Origin of the sequence: Pedobacter sp. KBW06 (assembly GCF_003852525.1) — a bacterium.
Taxonomy (GTDB): domain Bacteria; phylum Bacteroidota; class Bacteroidia; order Sphingobacteriales; family Sphingobacteriaceae; genus Pedobacter.
The window spans coordinates 60,980-87,971 of the sequence record NZ_QAJL01000002.1; the positions used below are offsets into that span (position 1 = coordinate 60,980).

At 42.4% G+C, this 26,992-nt stretch carries 23 protein-coding genes; 5 read left to right on the forward strand and 18 right to left on the reverse strand.

Going from position 1 to position 26,992, the window contains the following annotated elements:
- Window positions 1–351: 351 nt before the first annotated feature.
- The 3 genes from DBR43_RS10395 to DBR43_RS10405 are packed head-to-tail and all read right to left on the reverse strand — an operon-like array spanning window position 352 to window position 2,194.
- Window positions 352–600, reverse strand: a complete 249-nt coding sequence (locus DBR43_RS10395; RefSeq protein ID WP_074612368.1) for a DUF1456 family protein — start codon at window positions 598–600, stop codon at window positions 352–354.
- Between the two features lie 51 nt (window positions 601–651).
- Entirely contained in the window at window positions 652–1,959 is a 1,308-nt protein-coding gene (locus DBR43_RS10400) for a DEAD/DEAH box helicase (protein WP_124580622.1), read from the reverse strand.
- A 16-nt stretch (window positions 1,960–1,975) separates the two neighbouring features.
- A complete protein-coding gene (locus DBR43_RS10405; protein ID WP_124580624.1) occupies window positions 1,976–2,194 on the reverse strand; it encodes a hypothetical protein in 219 nt (72 codons plus the stop codon).
- A gap of 264 nt (window positions 2,195–2,458) precedes the next feature.
- Here DBR43_RS10405 and DBR43_RS10410 point away from each other — a divergent pair, with 264 nt between their 5' ends.
- Window positions 2,459–2,932 carry a ribonuclease H-like YkuK family protein gene (locus DBR43_RS10410; protein ID WP_074612365.1) on the forward strand — a complete coding sequence of 158 codons (474 nt, stop codon included), beginning with the start codon at window positions 2,459–2,461 and terminating at the stop codon, window positions 2,930–2,932.
- Here DBR43_RS10410 and DBR43_RS10415 read toward each other — a convergent pair whose 3' ends face one another.
- From DBR43_RS10415 to DBR43_RS10425, 3 genes are all read right to left on the reverse strand, one after another.
- Entirely contained in the window at window positions 2,933–3,517 is a 585-nt protein-coding gene (locus DBR43_RS10415; RefSeq protein WP_124580626.1) for a hypothetical protein, read from the reverse strand.
- 84 nt (window positions 3,518–3,601) lie between these two features.
- Window positions 3,602–4,627, reverse strand: coding sequence for an outer membrane beta-barrel protein (locus DBR43_RS10420; protein WP_124580628.1), 1,026 nt, complete (start codon window positions 4,625–4,627; stop codon window positions 3,602–3,604).
- A gap of 72 nt (window positions 4,628–4,699) precedes the next feature.
- Window positions 4,700–6,082, reverse strand: a complete 1,383-nt coding sequence (locus DBR43_RS10425; RefSeq protein ID WP_124580630.1) for an ammonium transporter — start codon at window positions 6,080–6,082, stop codon at window positions 4,700–4,702.
- A gap of 330 nt (window positions 6,083–6,412) precedes the next feature.
- On the opposite strand from DBR43_RS10425, the gene DBR43_RS10430 reads away from it, so the two are divergent.
- Entirely contained in the window at window positions 6,413–6,895 is a 483-nt protein-coding gene (locus DBR43_RS10430; RefSeq protein WP_124580632.1) for an SRPBCC family protein, read from the forward strand.
- Here DBR43_RS10430 and DBR43_RS10435 read toward each other — a convergent pair.
- Genes DBR43_RS10435 through DBR43_RS10450 form a run of 4 tightly spaced genes read right to left on the reverse strand, consistent with a single transcriptional unit; the run spans window position 6,874 to window position 9,100 of the window.
- Window positions 6,874–7,830: a TIGR01212 family radical SAM protein gene (locus DBR43_RS10435; RefSeq protein ID WP_124580634.1), complete on the reverse strand. Its 957-nt coding sequence runs from the start codon at window positions 7,828–7,830 to the stop codon at window positions 6,874–6,876. The genes DBR43_RS10430 and DBR43_RS10435 overlap by 22 nt on opposite strands.
- A 40-nt stretch (window positions 7,831–7,870) precedes the next feature.
- Window positions 7,871–8,215, reverse strand: a complete 345-nt coding sequence (locus DBR43_RS10440) for a hypothetical protein (protein WP_124580636.1) — start codon at window positions 8,213–8,215, stop codon at window positions 7,871–7,873.
- Window positions 8,216–8,270: 55 nt separating this feature from the next.
- Entirely contained in the window at window positions 8,271–8,813 is a 543-nt protein-coding gene (locus DBR43_RS10445) for a hypothetical protein (protein ID WP_124580638.1), read from the reverse strand.
- Window positions 8,814–8,866: 53 nt separating this feature from the next.
- The gene (locus DBR43_RS10450) at window positions 8,867–9,100 is read right to left on the reverse strand and encodes a hypothetical protein (RefSeq protein ID WP_124580640.1); all 234 of its coding nucleotides are present in this window, start codon (window positions 9,098–9,100) and stop codon (window positions 8,867–8,869) included.
- Window positions 9,101–9,481: 381 nt separating this feature from the next.
- On the opposite strand from DBR43_RS10450, the gene DBR43_RS10455 reads away from it, so the two are divergent.
- The 3 genes from DBR43_RS10455 to DBR43_RS10465 all read left to right on the forward strand — a co-directional run bounded on the left by DBR43_RS10455 (window position 9,482) and on the right by DBR43_RS10465 (window position 11,471).
- Window positions 9,482–10,300, forward strand: coding sequence for a class I SAM-dependent methyltransferase (locus DBR43_RS10455; RefSeq protein WP_124580642.1), 819 nt, complete (start codon window positions 9,482–9,484; stop codon window positions 10,298–10,300).
- 363 nt (window positions 10,301–10,663) lie between these two features.
- Window positions 10,664–10,999, forward strand: a complete 336-nt coding sequence (locus DBR43_RS10460) for an ArsR/SmtB family transcription factor (RefSeq protein WP_124580644.1) — start codon at window positions 10,664–10,666, stop codon at window positions 10,997–10,999.
- Complete coding sequence (locus DBR43_RS10465; protein ID WP_124580646.1) at window positions 10,986–11,471, forward strand: SRPBCC family protein; 486 nt, start codon at window positions 10,986–10,988, stop codon at window positions 11,469–11,471. The genes DBR43_RS10460 and DBR43_RS10465 overlap by 14 nt, the downstream gene beginning before the upstream one ends.
- Before the next feature lie 68 nt (window positions 11,472–11,539).
- Here DBR43_RS10465 and DBR43_RS10470 read toward each other — a convergent pair whose 3' ends face one another.
- The 8 genes from DBR43_RS10470 to DBR43_RS10505 are packed head-to-tail and all read right to left on the reverse strand — an operon-like array spanning window position 11,540 to window position 26,750.
- Window positions 11,540–13,753 (reverse strand): IPT/TIG domain-containing protein, encoded by a 2,214-nt coding sequence (locus DBR43_RS10470; RefSeq protein WP_124580648.1) that lies wholly within the window; start codon window positions 13,751–13,753, stop codon window positions 11,540–11,542.
- A 3-nt stretch (window positions 13,754–13,756) separates the two neighbouring features.
- A complete protein-coding gene (locus DBR43_RS10475; protein WP_124580650.1) occupies window positions 13,757–17,008 on the reverse strand; it encodes a TonB-dependent receptor in 3,252 nt (1,083 codons plus the stop codon).
- A 21-nt stretch (window positions 17,009–17,029) separates the two neighbouring features.
- Window positions 17,030–18,022, reverse strand: coding sequence for a fasciclin domain-containing protein (locus DBR43_RS10480; RefSeq protein WP_124580653.1), 993 nt, complete (start codon window positions 18,020–18,022; stop codon window positions 17,030–17,032).
- Window positions 18,023–18,057: 35 nt separating this feature from the next.
- Entirely contained in the window at window positions 18,058–19,293 is a 1,236-nt protein-coding gene (locus DBR43_RS10485; RefSeq protein WP_124580655.1) for a fasciclin domain-containing protein, read from the reverse strand.
- Between the two features lie 20 nt (window positions 19,294–19,313).
- Entirely contained in the window at window positions 19,314–20,399 is a 1,086-nt protein-coding gene (locus DBR43_RS10490) for a fasciclin domain-containing protein (RefSeq protein WP_158622478.1), read from the reverse strand.
- 30 nt (window positions 20,400–20,429) lie between these two features.
- Window positions 20,430–21,626, reverse strand: coding sequence for a hypothetical protein (locus DBR43_RS10495; RefSeq protein WP_124580659.1), 1,197 nt, complete (start codon window positions 21,624–21,626; stop codon window positions 20,430–20,432).
- Between the two features lie 7 nt (window positions 21,627–21,633).
- Window positions 21,634–23,316 (reverse strand): DUF4397 domain-containing protein, encoded by a 1,683-nt coding sequence (locus DBR43_RS10500; RefSeq protein WP_124580661.1) that lies wholly within the window; start codon window positions 23,314–23,316, stop codon window positions 21,634–21,636.
- Window positions 23,316–26,750, reverse strand: a complete 3,435-nt coding sequence (locus DBR43_RS10505) for a TonB-dependent receptor domain-containing protein (protein ID WP_233602937.1) — start codon at window positions 26,748–26,750, stop codon at window positions 23,316–23,318. The genes DBR43_RS10500 and DBR43_RS10505 overlap by 1 nt, the downstream gene beginning before the upstream one ends.
- Window positions 26,751–26,992: the final 242 nt, after the last annotated feature.

A 26,992-nucleotide genomic window follows, 5' to 3' on the forward strand; every position in this document is an offset into this window, starting at 1 on the left:
ATATAATAAATAAAGGTTTTCAGCGTTACCAAGGATAACTCTTTTATTGCCTTTACAATCCACGTTCCACCTTTACAGGAACTTCAACCCGCCAATTTAAGGCAATAGTTTCCTCATCATATTGTCAATATACAAATTTCTGTACATTTTGTTGTGCATTAACATCTACGTAATTAAATCAGAAAAAGTTTTCAATAAAATTTTACACCAAACACTTTAAGTTAATTATCAGCAAATTGCGACACAATGGCTCAATTTAATACTTTAAAGACGCATTTTGAATTTCTCCCATAAAAAAACAGGCAAGAAAATAAATTATTTTCTTGCCTGTTTTTAGGGATAAAAAAAATCTTAAACTCCTGGCTCAGCAGCAGGTTTAGGCTCCCTTGGTCCTCTTTTATAGATCACCAGTCCATTTAAAAAATTTCTTAAGATCTGGTCACCGCAAGGTTTAAAATTCGGATGGTCATCGCTCCTGAAAAAGGAACCAAGCTCGCTTTTGGTGATCTTAAAGTTCACCAATTCCATAATTTTAATGATGTCATCATTTGTCAATTCCAGCGCCACGCGCAGTTTTTTAAAAATATCGTTATTGCTCATTTTTTTGAACTTTATGTATTAAATTCAGATCAGTCATTAATTTCCAGCGACTTACATCGCGATCTCAATTTTAACCTTTTTATTTTTGATCTTTTCATTGGCTAAAGTACCAAGAACACGACCTACCATATTCCTTTTTATCGCCACATAAGAAGCCTGGTCTTTCACTTCGATCAAGCCTACATCTTCCTTTTGCAAGCCTCCTTTTTTCAATAGCAAACCGACAATATCAATTTTATTGACTTTATCCTTTTTGCCCGCAGCAATGTAAAGTGTCTGCCATGGACTGTCTTTAGGCAAAGCAAAATTTCCCTTTAGGTTTTCCGTTTCAATATCGCCCTTCAGGAAAGGATATTTTTCATCGTCAGCAATCACCAGATAAGCGGTTCCCTTTGCATTCATACGGGCTGTACGTCCGTTACGGTGCAGAAACGCATCTTCGGTATAAGGCAATTGGTAATGAATAATGTATTCTACTTCCGGAATGTCCAGTCCACGCGAAGCAAGATCTGTAGTGATCAGGATCCTGATGCTTCCATTTCTGAATTTCAGCAAAGCACGTTCCCGCTCGTCCTGCTCCATACCACCATGAAAAATGTCATGTGCCAGGTCTTTATCAATCAGCAGGTCACTGATCCTGTCTACTGTTTCCCGGTGGTTACAGAAAATAAGGGTTGTTTTATTGCCAATCTTGCAGATCAGTTGAAACAAGGTATCCAGTTTATCTTCCGCTGTAGTGAATACTTTTTTAAGTTTCAGATCCGGCGCTACTTTCACATCCTTCAAAAAGTCGATCTCCACTGCTTTCTTAACTCCGGTAAACGCGGGGATTTCTTCCATAGCTGTAGCTGAAGTCAGAATCCTTTGCTTTAAAGAGAGTAATTTAGAAATGATATAGGACATATCTTCCTGGAAACCAAATTCCAGTGCTTTATCAAACTCGTCCAGTACCAGAGTATGGATTGGTGATTCATCAAAGTTTTCATGACGCAAATGGTAAGCAATCCTTCCCGGTGTACCGATGAGTACTGCAGGTGGTTGCTCAAAGTTGTTTCGTTCCGTTCTCACAGGGTGACCTCCATAACAGCAGTTCACCTTAAAACCTGTCCCCATCTGTTTGAATACCTGTTCAATCTGTAAAGCAAGTTCACGCGAGGGAACAAGGATGAGGGCCTGAACGCCCTTAGTATCTGCATTGAGGTTCTTCAACAGCGGAAATAAAAACCCTAAAGTTTTTCCCGATCCTGTAGGTGCCAATAATACGACATCACTCCCTTTTCCGGTCGCTACAAGCGATGCCTGCTGCATCTCGTTCAAAGAAGTAATTTTTAATTTCTCCAGTATCTTTTCTACCATAATGGCACAAAGATAAGGCTTAAAATTTCAAATACTTCTTCCTCAAGTGTTTCATCGAGCTATTTAATTTCACATCCAGGTTCATCAGCATATTTCCACGTTTAGAAATCCAGCTGTTCATTTTACGGTTGACCTTCTTTATCGGCATATATACCTGCTCGTCCAATACCTCCCTGTAATCATAAGGAGCCCTGCTTTGTTGAAGTAAATAAAACTCATTTAATAATTCGCTCTTCATAATGCTTATATTTAGGTTAACAAACTGATCCTTATATTATTGAACGGAAATCCGAAAAGAATTAGTATAACAAAAGAAACCAGAAAAAGGTTTAACACTCAAAAAAGGCCTTTCCAACTCAAATTCGCAGGAACAGACATGCAATCTGTTGAAAATTAAGGATTTGTTAGCAATTAAACAATAAATAATTAACCGCTTTTTAATTTAATCAACTTATTTTTAGGAAACCTGAATACGGGTTGTTCACCATAACACCAATAACGTATGAACTGGAAGAAATTTAGCGGCGAGGTGATCCACTCGTCAATTTTAGAAGAAGTAGAACAAGCCATCATCAGGGAAACTGAAAAAGGGTTCCATCTCAAGGTCTGTATCGGTACAGACTCACAGGTAAAAGGTCCTGTAACTGATTTTGCCACTGTTATCGTTCTGTTAAGAGAACACCACGGCGGCTTCATGTACATTCATCAGGAAAAAACCCTTCAGAAGATGAGCATTAAGGAAAGAATGCTGGTAGAAGTACAGAAATCCATTGAGACCGCCTATTCTGTTTGCGACCTGCTGGACCTGTACGATGTAGATCTGGAGGTACATGCCGACATTAACACCAATCCGATGTTTAAATCTAACAAAGCTTTAAACGAGGCAATGGGTTATATCTTAAGCATGGGCTTTATTTTTAAAGCAAAACCTGAAGCTTTTGCCAGTTCTACCTGCGCGGATAAAATGGTACATTAACTACCATTTTTGATTTTTTGTATCAACGGAAGGAACAGCTTTAGCTGTAGGGGGATTTATTGCGCTCTCCAGCATCCCTTTCTTAAAACGCTCCGCAAAAAGCCTAGCCTCTCTGGCTGTCGCTTTTGAATAAGCAGTCCACTCTCCTGCATTTAATTTTCCCGGTTTGTTTTCCAATGGAATCGCAACCGTTGTTTCCGGCACAAAACTACCATACCGGTCTCTTTGATAAGAAATAAAACTAAAATCAGTCAGCCAAAAGCGGTATTTACCTTCTTTAAAATCCACATATAAGTGATATCCTACTTCTCCTGAAGGCCGGCTAAGTACAAAAGCTGTTTTATTAATCACCATCTTTCCCCTGGACATCCAAAGGCTGTCCTGAGGAGCGGTTTTCAGTTTTAATTCCTTTGAGCTGCTGAAAAATTTTGCAGCACGCTCCTTCAGCGTTACTGCAGGAACATCTTTCTGTACTACAACTTCATAATAAATAAACTTCCCTCTTTCATCAAAAGGCAATTCTGCATCCTGTGCAAATCCGGCAACGGTACAGAACATTAAAACAACAAACCATCCTCTTTTCATAGCAATACCTTTATGAAGGAAAACTGCCTGACGGGGGTATCAAAATACTCCTTCAGACAGCTCCTTTTTGTAAATTAACAGAGACTAAAAAGCATATACCACCGCCAATGCAAACTGAGATGCATTTTTTGAAGGGTTAAGGTTTTTTTTCTTAAACATATCCGAAGAAGAACCATTGTCAAACCTTACCTCCGGAATGAAGGTCAGGCCACCGGCTTTCACATTTCCCGAAAGAGTTACCGCAGCTACATGTTTATCCGACTCTTCTGCCACACCTTTCCAGTTGAAATATTCTCCTCTCAATCCCAAAGAGAAAGCGGAGGTAAAAGCATTTTGCACATAAAGTGCCGCTCCGCTATAACCGCCACCATCATTAGTAACAGAATAATCAGCCGCATTTAAGCCTAATTTCACCTTTTCCGTAACCTGGTAAGAAGTAGTCAGATCCAGAACCGTTCCGGTGCCTACCGCTCCCGCAGATTTTCCCGATAGTACATTCAGATAAGCAGTCCAGCCTTCCACAGGACTTACCGTCAGCTGGGCACCGATATGCGACACCCCATTCAAATCCTTGTACACATTCCAATCGTTAAACAAACCGACCATCAGGCTTACCTTATTGGAGAAAGCATAAGCTCCTTTAATCCCCGCATTCTGAAAAGGTCCGTTGGTAAACAAATAAGAAGTAGAATAATTGAAATTTCCTGTCGGCGCGATGACTTCATAACCGATAAAGGTCCCCATATATCCTGCAGTCACCGTAAATTTATCTGTAAAAGCATAGGAAGCATATAAGTTTTGAATATGAAAAGAGTTGTCGTCGGTACCATCTCCATTTAGCAATGATCCATACTGTCCGCGTGGTCCAAAAGACAGTTCTCCTACGAATGAAGCTTTACCTGTTGTTTTCTTTAAAGCCAGATCAATCATCCCCAGGGAGATGGAATTCTGGTCGTTGGCAAAACTGGTTCCGATATTAGGGACCTTGGCAAAATCGTATTTATAATAGGTATCTACAGAACCTGAGATCTGTAAAGGGGCAGCTTCCTGAGCATAAGAAAAAGAGGCAACAGATAAAGAGGCAGTGGTAAATATTGATTTTAATTTCATGGTCTGGTTGGTTTGGTTGGTTTAGGTTGTGATGAAAATCAAATAAATATGGTCGTAGGCATCCTCAGAACATTAAGTGGTCGGCTCATGTTCTATTTCCATTCCGGTACTGGCAACAATCAAAGTACCCTGGAAGTATTTTTCATTATGTTGACTGGCGTCAAGGCCTTCTTCCTCTTCTTCAGAAGTTACACGGATCGGCTGGATCAAATTGATGAACTTGAAGATCACAAATGAAACCACAAAACTAAAGGCGATTACGATTAATACTCCTTTTAATTGGGTAAAGAAAAATGCCGGATTGCCATAAAAAAGGCCATCTACACCAGCAGCATTCACTGTTTTAGTTGCGAATACCCCAGTCAGTAACATCCCTACAATACCACCTACACCATGACAAGGAAAAACATCCAAGGTATCATCCAGGCTGGTTTTAGACTTCCAAACCACGGCAAGGTTAGAAATCACTGCTGCAGCCGCTCCAATGAATATGCTGGAAGGGATACTGACAAAACCGGCACCAGGTGTAATGGCTACAAGACCTACAACTGCACCGATACAAAAACCAAGTACAGAAGGTTTTTTACCACGGGCAACATCAAAGAACATCCATGATAAACCCGCCGCACCTGCAGCAATATTAGTCGTTGCAAAAGCTGATACCGCCAGGCTGTTCGCTCCCAATGCAGAACCTGCATTAAAGCCAAACCATCCGAACCACAACAATCCTGTACCGATCAATACATAAGGAATATTGGCAGGAGGAATTTCCTGATGGTCCTGATGACTTCTCCTTCTTTTCAACACCAATGCACCCGCTAAGGCAGCCATACCTGCAGAGATGTGTACTACTGTACCTCCGGCAAAATCAAGCACGCCCATTTTAAACAGGATACCATCCGGATGCCATGTCCAGTGCGCCAAAGGCGAATACACAAACAAAGCAAACAATACGATAAATAAGATATAGGAAGTAAAACGGATCCGCTCTGCAACCGCACCAACTACCAGACCTGGCGTAATGATGGCAAACATCAATTGAAATAACGCAAATAAGGTCAATGGAATGGTAGGCGCCAGGCTCCATGAAGGACCTGAGTTTACGCCATGAAAGAACAAAAAGGTCAATGGATTTCCAATAAGTCCGTGAATACTTTCACCGAAAGCAAGACTGAAACTTACCGTTACCCATAAAACGCTGATCACTCCTGCAGCGACCACACTTTTTATCATGGTAGAGATCACATTTTTGCGATGAACCATGCCTCCGTAGAAAAAAGCGAGACCTGGAGTCATCAAAAATACAAGCGCAGTGGCAACAAGAATGAATGCGATGTCAGATGCGTTGTATTTACCCTCATCAAAGTTCGGAAGAAGGGGTGTAAATAGGGCTAAAATTGCAATTATTGATAAAACTACAAAAGGACCCACCTGTTTTAATAAAATTTTGGCCATAATTATTAGATTTTACTAGTTTATAACTGATTATCGTTGATTATTTATATAAAATTAGGAAATAAATCCATTTTCATCAAATAAAAACACAACAAAATCACGAAATCGTTATATTAATACCAATAAAACAACATTATAAATGAAAAATACCAAACAAAATATGCGTTTTTTATAAAAAAATCATAAAATACAGGGCTAAAAGGATATTTATAATGAAATATTAAAAATAAACAGGACTTAAAACTAAAAAAGAAACAAAAATCACCTGAAATTCAAAAAATGGAGAAGAAAAAATCTGAAAGCAGCAAATAACGTATCTTTACAAACATCATGAAGCCTTATCATTTAAATTTTAGTCAGCAACTGCCAATTTCCTTAACGGAAGCATGGGATTTCTTCTCTTCGCCATTAAACCTGGCTAAAATTACACCGGAAGACATGGCTTTTGAAGTCACTTCAGACCTGAGACAACTGGAAAAAATGTATGCCGGGATGATCATTACCTATAAGGTATCGCCGATCGCCGGCATTAAACTCAACTGGATGACAGAAATCACTCAGGTAAAGCCCCAGGAATATTTTATAGATGAACAACGCTTCGGTCCTTATCAGTTATGGCATCACCAGCATCATTTTAAAGCCATTGAAGGTGGGGTAGAAATGAATGACATTTTAACCTATGGCTTACCTATGGGCTTTTTTGGAAGAATAGCCAATAACCTATATGTAGCAAACAAGCTCCAGCAGATCTTTAACTACAGAAGAAAGAAAGTAATTGAGTTATTTGGTGATTATCCGGCAACAGGAACATAAGCCGATCCCTGAACTATTCCTCTTTTCTCGATTTCCTTATCGATATACGTCTGAATGGCAGATTTATTCAATCCCCAGTTAGGTGCGATCAATAAATCCCAATCTGAAATTCCGAATAAACGTTGAATCACAATATCAGGTCTCAACAATGGAATCAATTTACATAGTAAATCAGTATACTCTTCAAGAGAGAACAATTTGAAAGGTTCTTTTTTATACTTTACCCCCATGATTGATCCTTCCACAATGTGAAGGTGGTGGAATTTCACGAATTTAATCTTAGGGAATCTGTTGATTTCATGGATATACCCCAGCATCATTTCTTCTGTTTCCCATGGAAAACCAAAGATGGTGTGCACACATAAATCCAGTTTAGAATTGTCCAGTAATTTTACCGCCTCAACAAATTCTCCATGACTACAGCCACGGTTGATCTGATTGAGGGTATCATCATAGATAGATTCCATTCCCATCTCCAGGTCGACATCAAAACGGTCAGTATAACTTTCCAGTAAGGCTACTTTTTCCGCATCAATACAATCCGGACGGGTACCTACTGAAAAACCTACCACATCTTCCGTATTGATGGAAAGGGCTTCGTCGTACATCATCTTTAGATAATGTACCGGCGCATAGGTATTGGTATTGGGCTGAAAATAAACGATAAACTTATCGGCCTTATAAAAACCTTTTCCTCTCTCCATTCCCTGCTCCAATTGCTCGCGAATGGTCGGTAACTTCCGGGAAAGCTCGGGTGTAAAAGAATCTACGTTACAATAAGTACATCCCCCATAGCCTTTACTGCCATCACGGTTAGGACAAGTGAAGCCACCATCAACGATTACTTTGAATACACGCTGCCCCTTATACTTCTCCTTCAAGTGCGTTCCGTAATTATTATATCCTTTTATACCTAAGTCCAGTAGAGTTCCCAATTGCTTCTATTTTTTCACAAAAGTACAGCTTTTATTTTTGTTACACTTTATAGGTGATGAACTTCTCGTAGCTTTTCCCGTTTAAAAGGAAGATGAAAGTCACCTGATAACCTGCAAATCCATAGGTTCGCAGGTAAATAGAAATGGGCTCATTGAGCCTGTCTATAAATTTCTCGCAGTAATGCTCAAAATTATGATCAATAAATTTATACTGATATTGAGGGTTAAAATAATTCAGATTAATACGTAAAGTGGGGCCATTCATGACAATAAGCCGACTATAATCCGACATCGCACGCATAATGTGGCGATTCGCACGTACCCAGTTTGCCATATTTTTATTAAAATGCGGCTGATCAATTTCTACAAATTCCTGCACATCCATAACAGCGCAATATTAATAGTATTCTTTATAAGAAGAAAAATAATTTTACATTTCTTTATTTGTCGACACGCATCGCTTCTATCTCACTCATATACTGAGAGAAAGCCTGCAGGTAACTGAGGGATAAATGTTCCGGCCGACTAATAAAAGTCTTAAAATCCTCCAGATCATTGACCGTAAAACCCATTCTTACAAACAATTCCTTGTCCTGCTCCCAATCTTTAAGGTTCACTTTCTTCCCACCGATCTTCCGATACATCGACAATCCGTAGGAAAAGTCCTTATACTCTGCGGTTTTCCTGAAATCTGAGAAGAAGTTGACAATGGTGCGGTAAGTTGCCGGTTTTCCAGCTCTGACTTCCTGCAACATCAATACGCCCAGCATCGGTCCTTTTAAAAAGGCACTATCTACAGGATCGAAATTCCCGCAGCGTTTTAAGATCTCAATATCCCGCTTTAAAGCCAGATCCTGCTCTCCGGATTTATGTTTTACAAAATAGGGCTCCTGATCAAGGACCTTTTCACAGTCTTCCACTACCTGGGCGAAACCGGAGAAACCCATGAAAACCAATGCTAAAAATATCCCTGTTCTTTTCATCCCTTTTTTTTGCAAAGGTAATAAACAGTATCACAATATATTGAAATACAATACTAGCCTCCCTGCTTATGGAGCGCCAACATCTCGCTGTCTATCATATTTCCCAGTGATTCCAAAGGCAATTCCCTGCAATCGGGCAAACGGTACAACAACTTCCATTTTCCAGAGCTGGACTTATACACCTCATAAAGGCAACCACTCACTTCAATCTTAAACAAGTCTACTCCTTCCACCAATTGCTGGACATCATAAACTTTCGTATTCGTTTTTATACACAATCTTTTCATTAATATCCTTGCCTGATAAAGAACATTCATTAACACTCCACAGCCGCTAATTGCTTAACACTTTCAATCTTATTGAAAGTTTATTAACAATTACTACGAAAATGTAAATATAAGCAGTCAGTTATAAACCAACAATTAATAAATAAAATTAAATCCAGGTGCTTACTGAACATCATAGCAACTAAAAAACTGTTTAGTCGCTATCAAACCTTGTAAAAGAAAATTAAAAGAGATTTTCTCTGTTAGAAATATGATATATTTGTGCCATTAAAATCGCTTTATAAATCATCTATTCTGATAGTGACGCCCTTCATCACTACTCCCGCTATCATCTCTACATGATGGCTCATAAATCACTATGTATTTTTTTATAAAGCAAATATGATCGAAATATCCATACAGGATTTTTATACCCAAAGTTCGGAAGAAACCAGACTTCAAAGCGGACTTGGACCATTCGAATTCTTACGAAACAAAGACCTCATCAGCAGGCATCTCCCAAAAATTCAAGCAACTATCGCTGACATTGGAGGAGGAACAGGCCATTACGCCAGTTGGCTCTCTGCATTAGGACATCAGGTTATTCTTGTAGATCCTATAGAAAAACACCTGCAACAAGCTCAGAAAAGAGCGCAAAAATCCAAAAGAAGCTTCCGCTGTATCCATGGGGAAGCGCGAAGATTGCCTATAGAATCTAATTCTGTAGATGTGGTGATACTACACGGTCCACTCTATCACCTCCAGGAACAGCAGGAGCGCATCGCTGCGTTGAAAGAAGCAGGACGAATTTTAAGGCCTGGTGGTATTGTGATCGGCTTCGCCATTACTCATGCTGCCTTTACACTCGCCGCCCTTCAAAATGGAATAATCCATCAACCAGAGGTATTTAACATGTGTCAGCAGCAACTCAGCAGCGGAAACCATCACCCACCTGCTGAGTTTCCAGGGATGCTGGCACAAGCCTATTTTCATAAACCGGCAGCGCTTTCAATGGAATTTGAAAAGGCAGGATTTAAATCTTCCGGCATTACCGCGGTGGAGGGCATTGCCTGGCTGGACAATAATTTTTTTGAAGCCTGGGCGATGCCAGAAAAAAGAGAGCGGTTGCTAAAACTTACCCAGCTTATCGAATCAGATCCGGATTTACTCTCTCTTAGTCCTCATATCATGATTGTTGCTGAAATAGATTACGGTTTGTAAGACCCAGGCTGATCAAAATATCGCAAACAAAATGCTCATCAACAATGCATTTGTTTGCGATGATTATTGACACTACCTAAATGCTTCCGAAACCCATTGTAATTGCGCCTCCATTCTATTCATCAATAAGTGGGTTAATGGATCCTGATTGGTCCAGGAGACCTATTTACGGCTTAAGAAGGACCATTCGAAAGTCCAGGAATCTGATCGGAAAATGGAACTCCTTTCAAAAAGAACCAAAACACAAAACATCGCCTTTTTCCAGGCTTTATGTCCATTCAAAAGCATGATTTAAAATTATTTTCAAATAACTATTGCGCAATCAAATGATTGCACTTATATTTGCAACCATATAGTTGCATAATGAAAACAAGAAGAGACGTATTCCAGGCCATAGCAGATCCAACCCGCCGGCAAATTATCGAAAGAATTGCCCAGGGAGCGATGAACCTGAACACCATAGCAGAAACTTTTAACAGTAGTAGACAGGCAATTTCCAAACACATTCAGATCCTTACAGAATGCGGCCTGGTGGTCATCACTCAAAAAGGAAGGGAACGCTATTGTGAAGCCCAGCTTGGAAAGCTGAACGAAGTATCCGACTGGTTAGAACAGTCCAGAAAACAATGGATTAACAAGTTTGAAAAACTAGATCACTATTTAAATGAAATAAAAACCAAAGACCATGGAACAAAATAAGAAAGAGAAAGAATTGCTCATCAGCCACCTTTTCAACGCTTCTCCAGAATTGGTATTCAAAGCATGGACAGATCCTGAGCAATTGAAACATTGGTATGCCCCGGATGGATGTACCATTGAATTTAAATCAATAAACGTAAAAGAAGGGGGCAGTTTTCATTCCTGCATTCATGATCCCATTCATGGAGACTGCTGGATTATGGGAACCTACCAGGAAGTTATTGTTCCCGAAAAATTGGTCTTCTCTATGGTACTAACCAATGAAGAAGGTCATTCCCTCCGGTCTGTAGAAGCTGGAAAGCCGGAAGACTGGCCGGAAGAGATCCTGACCACCGTTACGTTTAAACCCGTTGGAAATCAAACGACCGTTTCTTTACATCAAACTGTTGCCGAAGCAACAGCCAAAGAAACCGGCGCTTACCAGAGCTGGATCAAAATGTTCCACAAGCTGGATGTTATTTTCAAAGGTTAACACCATTCACAAAAAACCGGGCTGGCTTTCGCCAGACCCGGTATAAGGAAAAAATCAAACGTATTTACTTATTTAAGAAAAACCTTTCTTATCGCATTATTGCTGGTGTCGATGAAATAGATATTTCCTTCTTTATCTACGATCACATCGCCCATATAACCAGCTGAAGCTTCCGAAAAGCTTCCATCTATTGCTTTTCCGCTTTTGAATTTGACAATCGTACTGACTTCTTTAGTTTTCAAATTCACCTTCCTGATTGCGACGTTCCCCGCATCTGCAATGATGAGATTGCCATTGCCATCAGCAGCCATACCATTGATGGCAGCAAAAGCGACTGCCCCGCCAGCACCATCTACATAGCCATAATTTCCGCCGAACACACGATTGGCATCCCTATTGGTAGTTAAATTAAAAGCATCGATGAAATAACCCTCATTATTTAACTTGTAAATCATATTGTCGGTGATCACAGGCCGGCATTGGTCAGCAAATGCATTGGTATTAATCGAAGTTCTCAAACCTTCAGTATTGATTCTCCAGGCACCGCTAAAGGAGCCAAGAACATATAATATACCACGATCATCAAATGCCAGCTTATTGATATTTCCAAAGCCTATGGCAAAATTACTAACCTCTCCCTGAGGGCTGACTTTTCTGACACTCAGGTTACCGTCACTGATGAAAAGGTTGTCATTTGCATCGATATCCATTCCCGGATTTGCACCGAAATTAAATAAGGCTTCAGCTCCTCTTCCATTCTTGTTTCCCCGCTCACCAGTAGAACTTCCGGCAAATAGAGTAACCACTCCCTCAGTACTGATTTTCTTGATTCTACTCTTTTCTACTTCCAATACAAAAATATTTCCATGACGGTCTATTGCCATACTACCTGTACGGAAAGAGGAAATATCCAGGTCTTTATTCCCTAATCCTCCTGCTATAGTGACTACTCCAGCTCTGCTAAAAGTTACCGGCGCAATGGCTTCAGCCCCATTATTAACCACTTTCAAAGGTCCTGTACTTAGACCTATCGGCGCCTTAACCACGATTTCAGTTTCTGTAGCACTGATCACCGATGCCGGCAATCCGTTAAACGTTACCATATTCTGAGCGGCATTGGCATTAAATCCGGTACCTGTAATCGTCACCTGGGTTCCGGCAAGACCGTTCTCAGGACTCAGTTTATTGATTCCCAACGACTGATCTTTAAATTCCGGTCCCTGCACCACCTGGTCATTCACACTTACGATCACTTTTCCGTTTCCGGTATTTCCTGGAAGTGTTAAAGTCAGCTTTGTTGCCGAAGCAGTAGTTACCGGAACAATTTGTCCGTTAATGCTTACTTTGTTCTCTTCCAGAATCGTACTGAAAGTATTTCCGGTTATCGTCATCACCGAACCTCCGGGACCGCTCAGGGGAGAAACGGTCTCGATCACTGGTGGGGGAACCACAGTGAAGACGGGTCCGGTAACTTTTTGCTTATTGATCGTTACCGACAATGGCCCTGTACCTACTTCCGCAGGAGCAACCACCAAAAGTGATGTTCCGCTGGCCTCTTTCACCAATGCAGGTTTACCATTAAAGTCCACATAATTACCCTCCGCAAGTTCTTCAAAACCCTCTCCGGTGATCCTCACCTGGGTACCTTTACCCCCGGTGAGCGGACTGATCTTTGCAATCGCCTGGTATTTAAAGATCTGTCCCGTAGCTTCCTTCCCGTCTACTTTCACTTTCACCGGACCGGTGCCTACTGCTACTGGAACTTCCACCACCAAAAGGGTATCTGAAGCACTGACTACAATACTTACTTTCCCGTTAATCAACACTTCAGCAGGGCCTTTTAAGCTGCTAAAACCGGCTCCCGAAATCCGGATATGCGCGCCGGCAGCACCATTTGAGGGACTGATGCGCTGCACACTTAATTCCTGATAAGTATAGCGGCCAATATTCAGCGTTTCTCCGGCCACTTTCATCACAATCTCTCCGGTACTTCCTTTTTGCGGCGCTCTTAACACCACCGCAGTCCCTGTCGCACTCACCACATCCGCAGGCGTACCCGAAAATGTAGCCGAAATATCCGAAGGATTATTACTGAATCCGGTACCTTCTATAGTCACCAGTGTTCCCTGGTTTCCACTATTGGGATAATAGTCGGTCACCTTTAAAGGTTCCTTAATGATTTCCGTTTTGTCCTTTTTACAGGCGGCCAGCATCAGCAGGAACAAGCCGACGCCAAACAGTCCTTTTTTCATCATATTCTTTACATGTAGATTCATCTTCATTGCTTAAAAAGTATATCTTAAACCAAATTGCACCTGGCTTCTTGAACCGTAATAATCCACGCTATAAGGCTTACCTGGCGCATTAAACTGGAAAGAAGGGTATCCACCTGCATTTTGTTGAGGCGGAAACAATACCGGAGTTAACCCGACACTGGAAGTGGAGTTAAAGGTATTGGGTGAGAAATATTGAATGCCCCAGCTTTTGCTGATCAGGTTGGTCAGGTTCATCACGTCTGCAGTCAGGGTGATGAATTGTTTCTTATCTCCTGAAACAAACAAATCATGGGAAAGGTGTAGATCGGCCTGCAGATTCCATGGTGTACGCCCCTTATTTCTTTCGGTAAACTGCCCTCTTCTGCTGCTCAGGTATTCATCTCCATCCACATAAGCATTAAATGCTTCGGCTTGTTGCTGAGCGGTAACCAATTGTCCTCCTGTATTGCGGTCCTGAAAATAGCGGATACTCTCCTCTTTATTAGGAATATAAGCCAAACTCACCTGTTGCGGCAAACCCTGAATACTATTATTTACAATACCATAAGTAAAGGGACTTCCCGATTGCGCACTGAAGAACAGGGAAACATTTGTTTTACCTTTGTTCCATATTTTATTGTAACTGATGGTACTCACTATACGGTGTCTGATGTCAAAATTACTATTGGCCAATACCGGATTATTAGGTACCAGCGACTGGTTCAATTGCCAGTTCGATTCCATAGAGTTACGTACACCGTTCGACAAATCTTTAGACTGTCCATAGGTATAAGCAACTGAGGCCTGCAATACCTCCGCTATATTTTTACTGATACTTCCGGTAAGGCTGTAACGGTATCCTTTACTCGTGTTGCTTAACAGGTAAGTGTTAGAAAAACGTTGGTCTACAGTCCCACTATAAACCGGTTGCTGGCGGGCTTTATCATATCCATAGTAAGTAGGATTATCCTGTACGTTCAGCTGTTGAAAAAGCACATCTTTAATGTTTTTAGTATAGATCGCTTCCAGACCAAATTTCCATTGTGTAGGTGTCGTATAGTCAATTCCCAGACTCGTTCTCAATACCTGAGGCATGACAAATCCATTGTCCACCAGGTCAATCTGCGTCTTTCCGCTGTTGCGGTTATTGGTCACCGCGCCATTTTCCTGAATGAAATCTGCGATTCCATTTGAACCTCCTTTTAATGGGTTGCTACCCGGAACAAAAGGTTTCTGATCTGCTTTCTGATCAAAACCGCCATAACTATCCCCGGTATTGTAAAAGGCATAAGCCAGCCATGCCATTGGAATTCTTCCGGTAAACAAACCCGCACCACCTCTCAGAATTAGACTCTGATCACCCATCCAATCGTACCTGAATCCTACTCTTGGAGAAAGCTGTACTTTGTTCAGGAAATTATTGGTGATTCTTTTGAGTGGCGTATAAGTATAAGTACCTCCAAAGAAGGGATCATCCATAGCCGTACACGTTTTATCGCTCAACTGTGGCATTTCCGGCAGGTGGGCCATATCCGCCCTAAGACCTGGGATGACTTTTAATTTATCGGAAATACGGATCTCATCCTGAAAATAAAGGCTATACAGGTTAACATTAAATTTTGCCCCCGGATGATTCAGGATATCATTCCTGTTATTGTTCTGATAGTTATAAGCCCCGCGAACACGGTACGGGTTGTTGTTCAGGTAATCCTCAATACTTAAATAATCTACCCTTCCGTTCCAGGCATTCACAAAACCATAGGTGATGTTATAAAACTCATTATGGGTACCCAGGGTGAGGGTATGTTTCCCGAGGTTCCAGTTCAGGTTGGCGGTCAGCTCCAGGGTTCTTTGTTTCATATCAAAGATGCTGGCCTCACGGTCTGTTCCCAAATAGATCGTCGTACCCGGGGTACGTCCGGCGATTTGCACCTGTGGCAGGCTTGGATCAGCCGATGGATCCCTGGAATCATTTACCATCGTATAACCTGCCAGTAAATTTCCAGACAAGTTATTGCTGAACCGGCTTTTCAACTCTGCTACCGTAGAACTTTGGTTATTTTTCTGTAGAAAGGCCATGCTGCTGAACCTGAAGTCCTGCTGATCACGGTCCATATGTGTGGCTTCAGAAATGATGGTATTGTTCCTGATGGCCAGCTGATGTTTATCATTGATGTTCCAGTCCAGGCGGTTAAAGAACTTATGCGATCTCGAATAGGTATTGAATTCGCCTGAAGTACCTGCATCGAGGAAATTAGCGGCACTGATTGCCTTTGCGTCATCTGCAGTCAGGATATGACTCGTTTCCGCTCTTCCAGCTAACAATTGTAAAGGATCCCTTCTGCGGGTAAACTCTTCATTGGTAAAAAAGAAAAGCTTGTTTTTAATGATCGGGAAACCGACACGGAAACCTGCCTGATAATCATAAAAATCATTGTTCATTTTACCAAGTGTTCCTACCCTGTCCTTACCTGTTAAGCTTGCATTACGGCCAAAACCATAGGCAGATCCACTAAAAGTATTCGTTCCACTTCTGGTTACCGCATTTACGGAACCGCCGGTAAAGTTTCCGATTTTCACATCATAAGGAGCAAGATAAACCTGCATGTCTTCGATGGCATCAAGGGATACCGGATTGGTACGGGTAGAACTTCCGGCCATACCTGAAGTTCCCGACTGTCCGCCTAAAGATGGACTAAAGCCAATTGCATCGTTATTGATGGCACCATCGATCGTGACGTTGTTGTAACGGAAATTTGTTCCGCCAAAACTATTGTCTTTACTCGCCTGTGGCACCTGACGGGTAATGTCGGTAATGCTTCTGGAAACCGTAGGCATATTCCGCACCTGATCAGCGCTGATGTTTTTACCTGTTCCATAAGTACTGGCCTGAGCCCCTCTTTTGGTGGCTTTGATCACCACTTCTCCCAACTGCTGGCTCTGATCGGCTAATCCAAAGTTTAATAATATAGCTGCCCCCAGACGAATGGTAATCCCTTCTTTCTTGTCCGTTTTCATACTGATCATCGCCGCTTCTACGGAATAAGGTCCGCCGATACGAAGATTAGGTAAATAATACCGGCCCCGACCATCAGCTGAGGTCGCATATTTAGTGCCGGATGGCTGATGAATGGCAGTCACGGAAGCACCAGGCAAAGGTTGTCCATTGGCATCATAAACCGTCCCATTCAGGGTACCACTGGTTTCCTGTGCGATTGCGGCAAAAGGCAGCATCAGCACCAGGAGTAGACTTATTTTTTTGAGTATTTTATTTAAAATCATCTCTGAAATCTTAATTTTTAATTACTGGGTGATTTTCAACATGCCTGTAATGGTATGCAGTACGCCATTTCCGGTAAGTACATCCTGTTTTTTTAAGGTGATAAATGCAGTATTTCCCGTTCCTTGTAATTGGATTCCTGTAAAAGCACCGGGAACATTCGCATTTGGAATGAGCTGAATCTGAATGGAATTCCCATCCATCATTGTCTGATCACTTTTTTCACTTGCGCCTGTACTGAGGATGTAATCATAGACAAAGCGACGGTCAGTAATGATGTGATAGCGCATTAAGGCAGCAAGTGCTGTTGGTTCTGCTGCATTGATATCAGCCAGACTGGCCAATCCATAAGCAGCCATAGCTGCATTTTCAGGTGCAAATACCGTAAAAGAACCTTTACCATTGAGTACCGTCATCAAACCTGAGCGCTGAATGGCCTGATAAAATAAACTCAGATTCCTGTCGGAGGCGATGGCTTCGCTTACCAGTTCATGCGAATATGGCTCCAGCATCTGGTCTACCACCTGAATCAATCCATTAGTAGCACGGATATTTTGTGATAAGACCCTGGAACCGTTGACAGTAAGCACGGTATCCGGCCCCTTTACCCAATGGGTAACAAATAGCTTTCCGCCGTTTGCCGAACGGATTTCCTGGTTAAACAGGAAGGGAAGCTTATTCAATTCATAGGTTCCATTTAAGATATGGTAATTCATAATTGCAGAAATCCGGGAAGGCTCTGCACTAAGAATCGCCACAGCATTTGCGAAGCCTGCCTTTAGAAAAGCATCATCCGAAGGAGCGATCACCGTAAAAGGTCCGGTTTCCTGCATCTTTGCTTTTAATCCGCTACGGTTAAGTCCTGTACTGAATACAGATAAATTAAAATTATCTGCAATTACAGCGCTGATTTTATTACTGTCTTTTCCGGACGACTGCTTTTCTTCTTTCTTACAAGCGGAAAGGCCCACACTAAATGCAAGTACAGGCATCAGGATATATTTAAAGTTATTCATTGCGTTCATGTTAAATCATTCGTGATATCCGGGAATTACAATTTGAAGCCTTTTGGCAGGAGCAATCGGTCTACGATATGAACCGGTCCCATAATCGTATTGATATCCGATTCGATGACGCTTGCTGCCGGGTAATCCGATCCTTTTACTTTTACCTTAATAACTCCAGCTTCATTATTGAAATCCAGTGGCATTTTGTAGGCAGGAAAAGCTACAGGATAGCCGCCGATAACCAGCGTATAGTCGCCCAATACGGTATTATTTAAATCATTGGAATAAAAGTTAGTGACATTGGTAACACCACGGCCGGCATTTGGTTCATCATGAGAAAAGTAGGTCCCCCATCGGTGATAACCAACCAAAGTATCGGTTGCCAGTCCTCCTTTTACGGCATAGGTATCCCAATCGACATAAGGTAAGGGATTGCGGTTATTCAATTCCATCATTTCATCTACCGTATTGTATCCCGCCTTACGGAAAGCATCATCGGTGACGGCAAAAATGGAATGAAAAGTGATGTTATAATCTCCATACTCTCTTACCTTCAAACCTTCCGTAAAATCATGTTGAAAATTCCCGTAAGTCAGTTCTGCAAATAAGGCATCCGTACGGGCAGTCAGGTCGAGGTACATTCCGAAACGACCATCCTCCCGCAGCACCTCCAAAATCGTCTTTGTTGGTTTGTGCAGAACACGGTTAACAGGCAAAAGCACGCCATTTTTTGCAGGAACAGCAGTGGCAGATCCTGCTTTTTTACCATTTACAAAAAGTTCGTTACCACTAACTTTCAGGTATTGAAGGTAAAAATAAGGAGCAGCTATAGCAGCGCCCGGAAGGGGTGCTTTTACCTTCAGATAGGGGTTTCCCAACAAGGTTTTTCCCGGATAATTGTCTACCCTGCCCTTCACCTCTTCAGGATTGAAAACTCCGGTTAGTGTGTGGTAAAGCAAAATACTGTCCAATAAAGCCGGCTCCGTACTGTTGATTTTCTCCATCGTTAGTCCATCAGCAATAAAAGCCTCATTTGTAGGCACGAGCAACGTATAAATTGCCCTATCGCCCTTTTCTTTCATGATCTTATCCATATTACTCCGCTGCCAGGCGGCTTTGAATATGGTATAAGGAGAAGTATTCAAGACCTCTTTCAGGCTGGCTGTAATTTCCGGATGTGGAACCGGTTGCCCCTCCACCTCGGGCATAAACTCTTTTTTTCTACAGGATGCCAGTGTAAAAAACAGCAGGCAAAAAGTAAGTATATGAATTGGTTTCATTTATTTTGTCTTTAGTTTTATCAATTTTTTAACGCCTGTTCAGGTCGCAATAACACCCCTTTTACTTCATGCAGCACTCCGTTATCAAACAGGTGATCTGATAAGGCCGGAACATCTGCTCCTGCACTTCCATAGACTTCATTGGGATAAGAAGGTGCAGTCCTCAGGTTTACACCTCCCGTAATCACTTTTGTAAAAAAGTTTTTCGTTATAGACACAAATGAGAACCAGGTATCATTGTCAATCTTTCTGGCCAGAAACTCCTGGCTGTTGTTGACCTTGAATACCTCAAAATCTGAAAGAAAGAAATGGGTTTTCGGCAGGATATAACTTCCAAACAGCCGTGTTCCACGATATTTCTGTACGTCCATCTCAGCAATTGAAGCTTCAGTAATCCCCTCTGCTTTCAGACCTTCATTCTCCGGCGCAAATACCGTGAACGGCCCGGCTGTGGCCAGCTGGTCCCAGAATCCGAATTTCTTCAAACCTGCTACAAAAATGCTGTATTTTGGACGGGCTGCCAACCAGGCCTGAATGGTCATTACAGGTGTATATTTCATCACCTTATTGAGCATATGCAGGGTTCCGTTCGCCAGTGGCACATCCTTTCGGGTTACCGGAGAACCATTGAAATAGAGATCATTCACTGCAAAAGCCTCTCCTCCGGGAGCATACCCTGCCATGGAAGCATAGACCTCGGTTCCTGCCAAAGTTGCATAACGTACGTCGACCCCATTGTGAGGCATATCGCTAAACAGCAGCCGTCTGGTTAGAATGTGTCTTTCCACAAGACTTTTAAGACTATCCTGATTGATTTTGCTGAAATCTGAGGGACGGTTGATACCCAATTCCCTAAAGGCAGCATCATTGGGCACCAATAAGGTAAAGGGTCCGTTTTCTTTCAGTTTATCAGTCAGTCCGACTTTTTCCACAGCAGCGTAAAAAAGGGTCATGTCATAATTGTTCTTTATAAAATCTGTCGCCAGCCTGAAATTTTCATTTTCCTTTTCAATTTCCAGATCATTGTGCTTGCAGGACTGGAGAACCAGCAGCAAGAATACGGGGATCAGGAGTAATGCCTGTGTTATTAATTTTCTAGTGTTCATTAGCATATTTTTAGAATCTGATCTGCATTGTTAATAGATAGGTGGGGCATACTTTCGCTGAATCGTAGTCAGGTAAACGTTACCGTTTACAATTTCTATCGTATTCACCGTTGCAAAAGAGCGGGGATTGTGTATCCCTGAATGAATGTTTATAATCATGTTTGGTAACTGCGCTCCATTGTCATTTCCCTGCAGTGCCGATTTGCCATCCAGCATACAATTGATCGGGGCCCAGTTTCCATCGGTGTTCATGAGAAAAGGTTCATAAGGATTATTTGCAGGATTCATACCGATCGACATGAGATCAAAACGTTGCCAGATATTGGTGTATATCCCATTTGATTTAGGATCGGCAAAGAGTGGAAAGCTATAGTATTTACTCACTTCCAGGACTTCAGAATTCCTTGTCAGCTGTCCCATAAACTTATAAGTACTGGAATAAACCGGACTCAGCATCGTTTTCTCACTGGTAAACAGCGATTGAAAAATGTTCATATTGTCTTTGATCCCATACCTCAGTGAGCCTGATTTTCTATTCGCCTCTTTCAGCTCGTTACTCGATTCCTGAAAACCTTTGGCACTCATGTTATAGAAATTCACATACACCAGTGAATCTGATAAAGAGAGTTTATGAAAATTTTCTTTTCTCAGGTAGATTCCGTTCTTCTTGGTCAGGAAATTTTTCTGCAGGATGTGCAGCGTATACACCTCTTTTGAGTCCAGCATAATGGTGGTATCAATCAGTACTTTTTGCTTCAAACGGGACTCCAGATTGAAGAAAGGCACATTATTTACCGGGCGGAACATAAATACAATCCGGTGTTTTCCGGAAGGAATCTGTGCCCAGCTGCTCAGATCGAATCCATTCAGTACAGGCCCTACCAGGACGTTTTCCTTTCCCGGATATTCCGGATTTTTGTAAGAAATACTGCTGCCTACATGAGAAGGATATGGAGGCGCATAAGGCTCCCGCTGATCGAGAAAATCACCTTTAATCCCTGCTTTGACCGGCATTCCGCTCTGATCCATTTCAGGATCAATGAGCATCGTCAGGAAAGGGACTTCTTCATCTTTATTCTCCAGTCCGACAACATAATTCAGGTTATTGAAGACCCTTAAATAAGCAGGATCATCTATTTTTGCATAATCAACTTTGCTACATCCACTGGCAAAAAGCAGGAGGACCGCAGCGCAGAACAATATATTTTGTAATCTTAATTGTGGCATAATGCTTCTATTTATTGTGTTTCACAATGATCATTTTTGCTTTTCCGGCATCAGTTGCGGAAGCCTTAGTACTTCCCACCAATGCGATGGTATAAAAACCAGGCTCATGATTGGGCAGCTCTCCCCTCACATACAATTCAGGTCTGGCGATGAGACTTCTGCCGGTCAGCACTGGTATGTCACTTGCCCAGGTTCCAGGAACTACTGAAGGTGAAGAGCGAAAAGCCATCATCTGATAAGGCTTGGCATCGAAGAAAGGCCTGATGTAAGGCGCTACCGTTGCCGGAATCCCTGGTCTCAGGTTATTCACCGCTACCGTATTAAATCCGTACAAGCTGGAAAATGCCTGCGCATTGTTTGTGGTCATGGTGAGGTAAGGAACATCCGGACAAAGGTTCAGGAAACGGATTCCGAAAGGATATTCCAGTGCAAATCTTGATGAAGAAGCATCATCTCCCGCTTCCCCAACAAATACTCCACTCAAATCATTGGCAACTGCACTGATCGTGGTTTTCCCGTTTGCATCCGGATGAACCCAGAAAGAGAAATTGGTATTGGCATCCAGCTGAAAGGCTTTTGTAGCCAGTACTGTACCTGAAGCATCAACAGCCTCGACGTTGTATGCACCAACGATGAGACTTTGGTATGCCGTATGTGCCGTATAATCCATAGGCGCATCCAAAACTTTACCGTTGACCAAGACTTTCATTCCCTTTGTACCTGGAACTGCATTTACAGCCTGAACCCTTCCATATGTCAGGTTCAAAGGTTCAGAGATGTCATTGATGATGCGGAACGAATTCTGATATCCTTTCACCGTCTCTCCCGGATTGCCGCTTCTATAGGGAATTTCAAATTCCTTCGCTGCCACTACAATGGTATAAACTCCTCCGGGTGCATAAGTTTTTACCGGGGAATAGGTCAGTGTGGTTCCAAATATCGTTGAGCTTGTTGCATCCAGGACATCCGGTCCTCCGCCAGAAATCTGAATGCCATTTTGCGTCAGTACTTTTAACTGGGCCGTTCCATAAGGAAGCTCTATATATTCAGAATATTGTCCCGGGAGGATGTTACTGGTTTTGCTGCTTACTGCTGTTCCATCCGCCCAGGTCAGGCTCATCGGGCCCAACAGGTCTTCCATTCCCTGATCGGGAAGAACCTTTGCAGCAAGGTTTAAGATTCTGACCTTAAAATTAGAAGGGTTGGCAGGGGAAGCGACCGATCTGGGTATTTTGACAAACGGAGGCTGTCCGGTTACCCTGAATGTCTCGGTAGGCAAAAGGTAGTAATCTGTTCCTTGCTGAAGTTCTTCTCTGACTTCAAATTCCAGCGGGTTTTTTAAAGGATTATAAATTTTGGTTTCCACCAATACCTTTGCAGTCCCATTATTCAGAAGACTTTGAGGGATATACCAGGTTGTCCCTAACCTGCCATTATCAGGAAAATAAAGTGTTCCCGGATACAGTCCTCCATTGGGATCATTTGGTGCCCTGACCACATAATTTGTCAGGGAGTCCCCATTCAGCTGGAGCTGATTGTAACCGCCAAGGTTGATCAGTCTTACTGTCGAATTTTTGCGGGCATCCGTTACTTTACGATTGTCAGATTGAAAATCTGTTTTATCCTTCTTACAGGCTACTATGGCCAGCAAAAGAACAAACAGCATATATTTTTTTAGTGCTTTCATCATTAAAACAAATTATAAGTGAAACCCATCATAAATTCGCTGCCACGTTTATAACCGCGGTTCAGGTATTCCTTTCCATACCAGGTACCACCGGTTCCGGGATTGGCATAAACTGTTTTGACAGATGGGTTCAGCAGGTTTTTCATGTAACCTTTAAAAATCACGTTCTTAAAAATCCGCTGACTGAATACAAAATCAAGGACCGGAACCGGACGGGTATATAAGTCTGGCTCGCCGGTCAGGTTGATCTGTACCAGACGTTCGCCTACCATGTTAAAAGTTCCGGTAAGACTTGTTCCCGAGCGTTTGTTGTTATAGTTCAGCCATCCGTTAAGGGAATATGGTGCCTGTTCAAACAGCGGGCTATTGCTTGGCGTATGTCTGTCGAGGGAACGGTTTGCTTCCAAGCGCTCCGGTGATTTTTTAATCTGACTTTGGGCAAGTAGTAAATTAGTTCCGATAAAGAAATTCTGAAGCGGGTCCCAGATTCTGCCCAGGTCTTTTACGATTTCCAGTTCCAGTCCCCATACTTTACCAATATTGGGATCATTTTCGAACCTGATGGTTGGATATTCCGGGTAAGTTGCAGCCAGACCACTCGTCTGCAGGCTGAATACTTTATACAATTGGTTTTGAATCCGTTTTCCGAACAATGATACCGCAATCACCTCTCCGTTGTTCGGGAAATACTCCCAACGGAAATCCAGGTTTTGTGTATACTGGTTGATCAGGTTTGGATTTCCGACTACCAATCCCATCTGGAAGGCATCAAATTCGAAAACGTTGGTGATCTCTCTGAGTTCAGGCCTGGCCAATGTGGTATTGTATCCTGCCCTGAAATTCATTTTATCTCTGAAGTTGTAAGTCGCGTTTAAGGAATAGTAAGGTTTGTATCCTGTTTTGTACACAGAGTTAGGGCTCGTTAAAGACAATGGAATCCTTGTTCCCCCTGTTCCCGGAGTAGTTAATGCAGGATCTAAAAACACACCTGCCGTATCTACTGCAGACTGGATATTCGTAGATTCAAAACGTAGCCCTCCGGTTAACCTCAGGTCTTTTGTAACTTTCAGGTCGACCATGGCGTAGGCCGCCTTGGTTTCAAAGAAACCGGTATAGTTGTTCGGGGATTTCTGACTATTGTATAAAAATCCTCCTACCGGGGCTGCACCTTCTCCGGTACCAGGAGCCATCGGGCGAATTCCGATCACTTCCGGTCCTACCAGTCGGTCCAGGTTTCCTTCTACTTTGTACAAAGGCAATGCGCCTAAAGAAGAGAAGTTAGATCCCGGAAGAAACAACACATTCTCCGTAAAATCACGGTCGCGGTTCAGGTAGTTTACCCCGGTTTTAAATTCCTGCTTGTCACCAAAAAGTTTAAAAGGAATACTGATGTCTGCTTTATAGTTATAATTCTTCTCATCCAGGTTTCTGTAACGCCGGCCGTTAGGCTCTGCCTGGATAATGCCATATGCACCAAATCCATTCACATAACCCGACGACAATGCATATAAATGATCTGAGCTCATCTGATCATTGATCCCGTTAGGACCGGTCGCTGGTCTGCCGTAATAAGCCTCCCCTTTTGGCATGTAATCAGCCAGGGTTACAAAGCGGTAATCCGGATCGTTTTGACCTGCCCTGGAAGAAGCGATGTTATAACTTAACCTCGGGGAATACTCACCCGTCAGGAATTTATGCTCTCCCTGAAGGTTAAAAGTATTGAGTTTGCGGTAGGACTGTTTAAGCGAATATATCGTACTGCGGACATCACCAGGCAGGCCGGTGTATTCATAGCCTCCGAACATATTGGTTGCCTGTGTTTCCCCACCCCAGCTGCCCAGGTATTGCATACTGATTTCATGCTGCGGGCTAAAGCGGTAAGTTAAACCTAATAAAGTTCCATAATTCAGGGTTTCTGTTCCTGTATTCTCTTTATAGGTTTGGTATTTACCCATATATAAGCTGTTTGGGGTAATGTAGTTAGGTATATTCCTTGGGCTGCTCACCTGAGGATTACCTGTTACCACTCCCTGATAAATGCTGTATTGCTGAATGTCACCACCAGCAATATCTGTAGTGCGGCGGTAATAGTTCCCGCCTGCAATGACGCCGAGTTTATGTTTTTTAAACAAAGTATAGCTGTTTCCGAAAGTCGCAGAGTACAATTGGTTCAGGGGACTTTGTTTGTAGCGAGTGGTCATGACCGGATCGAAGCCCTGCATGATTCCATTGATCCTTTTCACTTCCTGTTTCATTTCCGGGCTGTATCCGCTGTTGGCGATCATGCTCTGGATTTGCGGAAGTCCGCCTTTATATTGTGTGGCCAGATTTAAGAAATCAGCAGATAAGTTTTTCTTGTTGATTTTATCACCAAGGAAACCCATATCGCTATTAAAAAAGCTGTTGTGTTTTCCGCCGATTCCGATATTGGAATTGAAACCCGATTGAATGATCACATCAAAGACCATACTGTCTGGTACAGATTTCGTTTTCAGCTCTACAATTCCGGCAGCAGCATCTGCAGGTTTATCCGGGGTTACTGTTTTATAAATCGTGATGTTGTCTAAAAGTGAGGCTGGAACCAGGTCCAAAGGAATGGAACTGCGGTCCGGATCAGAAGAAGCCAGACGAACACCGTTTAGCTGCCCGATTACACTTCTATCGCCTAAACCACGGATGGCTACGTATTTATCATCGGTAATCGTTACGCCGGAAACCCTTTGCAAGGCCTGGGTCGTGGTGATACTTCCGGTACGTTCGATCTGAACTGCTGAGATGGCATCCTGTACAATGGCCGATTTTTTACGTTCGTCCAGAATGGCAACCTCAGTATTTGTTTTTCTTCTGGCCTGAACGGTCACCTCACTCAGCTGGGTGGAGGAAGCCGTTAAATTGATGTTCAGCTCTTTTGTCGCCGCATCCACCTTAATTTCCCTGCTTTGGTAACCCATATAAGAAACGACAAGAATACCTCCACCTTCGGGAACCGAGATTTTGAATTTACCGTTTACATCTGTAGATGCAGCGGTATTCGTTCCTTTCAGTTTCACACTTACGCCGATGAGGGTTTCCTTACTTTTTGCGTCGCTCACTGTTCCGGTAACGATGATTGGAACAGGTTTGCTGTCAATCACCACATAACCTTCTACCAGTTTATATTGTAAACCAGTATTGGCCAGCAGTTTACTGATCGCTTCCCTGACACTGATCTGTGCGGCAACGAGCGTAATATTCTTCTTTTCCCTTTGCATAGATTGCTCTCTCAGGGAAAACCGGATGTTTCCTACCTTCCCGATTGCAGACAATCCCTGTGCTATGGTCACATTTTCTAACCGCAGGCTTATTTTATGATCAAGATCCTGACTCTTTACATTACTGGCCATCAGGACACTTATAAAAGTAAGCTGGGCCGCAATGAGGATAAAAGAGCATTTCATAATAAATCGAATTGAAGGATATAGTTTTAATCCTTTTTGCATATTTTTGAACATTACTGGTTTATTCGCTGCGAGGCGATGATCTGTTAAAATTCCGTAGCTGTTTACAGGTACGGGTTGCTTTAAACCGTTAGGACGTCGAAATCATACGGTTTATGGACATTAAATTCGTTCCCTGCCCTTCCAGGCGGGGAATGTTTGTTTGTAGACAACCTTACATAGCTTTCCTTTCCTGATTTGTA

Bases quoted from the DNA above. Each gene is read 5' to 3' on its own strand.
- DBR43_RS10490 (WP_158622478.1), bottom strand. From the start codon at position 20,399: ATGAACACTAGAAAATTAATAACACAGGCATTACTCCTGATCCCCGTA.
- DBR43_RS10410 (WP_074612365.1), top strand. From the start codon at position 2,459: ATGAACTGGAAGAAATTTAGCGGCGAGGTGATCCACTCGTCAATTTTA.
- DBR43_RS10445 (WP_124580638.1), bottom strand. From the start codon at position 8,813: ATGAAAAGAACAGGGATATTTTTAGCATTGGTTTTCATGGGTTTCTCC.
- DBR43_RS10460 (WP_124580644.1), top strand. From the start codon at position 10,664: ATGAAAACAAGAAGAGACGTATTCCAGGCCATAGCAGATCCAACCCGC.
- DBR43_RS10505 (WP_233602937.1), bottom strand. From the start codon at position 26,750: ATGAAATGCTCTTTTATCCTCATTGCGGCCCAGCTTACTTTTATAAGT.
- DBR43_RS10500 (WP_124580661.1), bottom strand. From the start codon at position 23,316: ATGATGAAAGCACTAAAAAAATATATGCTGTTTGTTCTTTTGCTGGCC.
- DBR43_RS10485 (WP_124580655.1), bottom strand. From the start codon at position 19,293: ATGAAACCAATTCATATACTTACTTTTTGCCTGCTGTTTTTTACACTG.
- DBR43_RS10395 (WP_074612368.1), bottom strand. From the start codon at position 600: ATGAGCAATAACGATATTTTTAAAAAACTGCGCGTGGCGCTGGAATTG.
- DBR43_RS10475 (WP_124580650.1), bottom strand. From the start codon at position 17,008: ATGATTTTAAATAAAATACTCAAAAAAATAAGTCTACTCCTGGTGCTG.
- DBR43_RS10455 (WP_124580642.1), top strand. From the start codon at position 9,482: ATGATCGAAATATCCATACAGGATTTTTATACCCAAAGTTCGGAAGAA.
- DBR43_RS10420 (WP_124580628.1), bottom strand. From the start codon at position 4,627: ATGAAATTAAAATCAATATTTACCACTGCCTCTTTATCTGTTGCCTCT.
- DBR43_RS10470 (WP_124580648.1), bottom strand. From the start codon at position 13,753: ATGAAGATGAATCTACATGTAAAGAATATGATGAAAAAAGGACTGTTT.
- DBR43_RS10480 (WP_124580653.1), bottom strand. From the start codon at position 18,022: ATGAATAACTTTAAATATATCCTGATGCCTGTACTTGCATTTAGTGTG.
- DBR43_RS10405 (WP_124580624.1), bottom strand. From the start codon at position 2,194: ATGAAGAGCGAATTATTAAATGAGTTTTATTTACTTCAACAAAGCAGG.
- DBR43_RS10495 (WP_124580659.1), bottom strand. From the start codon at position 21,626: ATGCCACAATTAAGATTACAAAATATATTGTTCTGCGCTGCGGTCCTC.
- DBR43_RS10440 (WP_124580636.1), bottom strand. From the start codon at position 8,215: ATGGATGTGCAGGAATTTGTAGAAATTGATCAGCCGCATTTTAATAAA.
- DBR43_RS10430 (WP_124580632.1), top strand. From the start codon at position 6,413: ATGAAGCCTTATCATTTAAATTTTAGTCAGCAACTGCCAATTTCCTTA.
- DBR43_RS10415 (WP_124580626.1), bottom strand. From the start codon at position 3,517: ATGAAAAGAGGATGGTTTGTTGTTTTAATGTTCTGTACCGTTGCCGGA.
- DBR43_RS10465 (WP_124580646.1), top strand. From the start codon at position 10,986: ATGGAACAAAATAAGAAAGAGAAAGAATTGCTCATCAGCCACCTTTTC.
- DBR43_RS10425 (WP_124580630.1), bottom strand. From the start codon at position 6,082: ATGGCCAAAATTTTATTAAAACAGGTGGGTCCTTTTGTAGTTTTATCA.
- DBR43_RS10450 (WP_124580640.1), bottom strand. From the start codon at position 9,100: ATGAAAAGATTGTGTATAAAAACGAATACGAAAGTTTATGATGTCCAG.